Annotated in this window: 2 protein-coding genes; both read left to right on the top strand. The window is 46.9% G+C overall.

Annotated features, from left to right (window positions below):
* Positions 1-1,008: T9SS type A sorting domain-containing protein (locus BMX56_RS29755; RefSeq protein WP_143065571.1), on the top strand; the 1,008-nt coding region annotated here is incomplete at its 5' end.
* Positions 1,009-1,019: 11 nt separating this feature from the next.
* On the top strand, positions 1,020-1,733 hold the full coding sequence (locus BMX56_RS29750; protein ID WP_090653364.1) for a hypothetical protein: 714 nt from the start codon (positions 1,020-1,022) through the stop codon (positions 1,731-1,733).
* Positions 1,734-1,924 lie beyond the last annotated feature (191 nt).

Here is a 1,924-nt window from a genome sequence, read left to right as displayed (position 1 = left end):
AATTATACGGTTACCTACGTTGCCGGTACGTTAACCATAACCCCGCCACCGGCACCGGTTATCACATCTTTTACACCGCAAAACGCCATAGCAGGCACTACAGTAACTATAACGGGTACCAATTTAACCGATGCCAGTGCGGTAAGCTTTGGAGGCGCGGCAGCAAGCTCGGTTACAGTAAATTCACCAACCAGCGTTTCGGCAGTGGTGGGTTCCGGTTCATCCGGGGTTATATCCCTTACCACACCGGGCGGCACAACAACTTTGCCAGGCTTTAGCTTTGTGTACAGCCTGCCGGCCACTAACTTTAGGCTATCTACTGTAAGTGCTACCTGTAAAGGATCGGCCAATGGATCGGTAACCATCGATGCCGCGAAAAACCTCAATTATACCGCCACCATTACAGGCAACGGTGTAAACACGTCATACCCATTTGTGCAAAAGAAGGTGATTAGCGCGCTGGCAGCAGGTACCTACCAGCTTTGCATTACAGTAGCAGGGCAAGCCGGTTACCGGCAATGCTTTGATGTAGTTATCACCGAGCCGAAAGACCTTTCGCTGTATTCTACCGTGAATGAGGACCAAAACACAGTAACATTAAACCTTGACGGTGCCAACCAGTACAGTATCAGGCTAAACGGGGTTGACTACAGTTCATCAACCGGGCTTATCACCTTGCCGCTTGCCGAAGGAACCAACAGCCTCCAGGTAAGTACCGATAAACTTTGCCAGGGGGTTATCGAAAAAACGATCACCATTTTAAAAAGAATAGTGCCGTTTCCCGATCCGTTTACCAATATGCTCAAAATCAACTTCGGAAGTCAAAATATCTCCACCATTACGGTCGAGATCTTCAGCGTGGCAGATGGCAAAACCGTTTATTCTAAAAAGTTCAGTAATATTTCGGGCGTATTACAGCTGGATGTAAGCGACCTGAAAAGCGGGATCTTCGCGATGCACGTTCATATGGATAACCATGAAAAGATATTTAAAATATTCAAAAAATAACAGCTAAACCGATGACCAGGAAATATATAAAACTAAGCCCGCTGCTCTTTTTACTGATAGTTTTAACTGCAGGATGTGGTAAATCGTCGGGCGGGGGCAATATCATACCTCCACCGGCACCGGGCAAAGCATTGCTTCAACTTCCTGCAAAAGATGCGGTTTGTACGACAGGCACCATTGTGACCGACAGCACCAGCGCTATTACATTTACATGGAAAGCCGCAACCCATGCCGATAGTTATGACCTTGCTGTCAAAAACCTGTTTACGGGCATTACCGCTACGCAAAACACCACGGCGTTAAAACTGGTAGTTACCCTGTCAAGAAATACACCCTATTCGTGGAGTATCATATCCAGATCAAAACAATCAACCGATACCGGGCAAAGCAATACCTGGAAGTTTTATAGTTCGGGCCCGGGTGCAGCGGCTTACGCACCATTCCCGGCCGCCATCACTTCTCCGGTTTTTGGGGCCAGTATAACTGCTACAGCAGGAAAAGTAAACCTTACCTGGACGGGGAGCGATGTAGACGGCGATATTACCGGTTATGATATTTACCTGGGTACACAAACCAATCCTGCCAAAATAAGAAGCGGCGTAACAGATATGTTCCTGAACGATGTTGCCGTACAAACAGGCAAACTATACTACTGGATAGTAGTAACCAAAGATAGCAAGGGCAATACCTCAAACTCGGGGATTTACCAGTTTTCGGTTAAATAGTAATCACTAACGCACGTTTAGCAACGGGCTATGTGTCAAAAAATGGCGAAAGCTTGCCGTTTAGCAGCACAATGCAGCTCTTGGCCAAAGAGCATAATAGTTTTATTAGCCGCAAAAACTGCCGGCGAATTGATTATTGTACCCAACGCCCCGCGCTATGGGGTAATGTTTGATGCCGAAGATGTAAGGAA

The sequence above is a fragment of the Mucilaginibacter sp. OK283 genome (assembly GCF_900110415.1).
In the GTDB taxonomy this organism is placed as follows: domain Bacteria; phylum Bacteroidota; class Bacteroidia; order Sphingobacteriales; family Sphingobacteriaceae; genus Mucilaginibacter.
The sequence above is the reverse complement of the archived record's forward strand: the minus strand, read 5'-3'. Positions and strand labels throughout refer to the sequence as shown.